At 60.6% G+C, this 254-nt stretch carries 1 protein-coding gene; it reads right to left on the bottom strand.

All coding sequences use genetic code 11. The annotated features are described in order from the left end of the window. Positions 1-60: 60 nt before the first annotated feature. On the bottom strand, positions 61-254 hold a 194-nt coding region (locus FS507_RS17965; RefSeq protein WP_222121477.1), incomplete at its 5' end, for a hypothetical protein.

Raw genomic sequence — 254 nt, 5'->3', positions numbered from 1 at the left:
CACCACCATCTCCGCGGTACACACACCCACATCCCCCCCACCCGCTCCCTTCAACTCCACTCATGCGCCCGCATCATCACACAACTCACCTCCCTCCCACATCTCACCCCCCATCGCACATTCACCGTTCACCTCCACCACCCCCTTGTTCATCTCCTCCACATCCCTCTCCCACATACCCTCCATCCCCCTCACACACCTGAACTCGCTCACCCAACCCAAAATCTCCCACCCTCCCTCACGCTCATCCTCCC

Origin of the sequence: Corynebacterium glyciniphilum AJ 3170 (genome assembly GCF_007673095.1) — a bacterium.
In the GTDB taxonomy this organism is placed as follows: domain Bacteria; phylum Actinomycetota; class Actinomycetes; order Mycobacteriales; family Mycobacteriaceae; genus Corynebacterium.
This window is presented reverse-complemented; position numbering and strand designations above follow the sequence as displayed.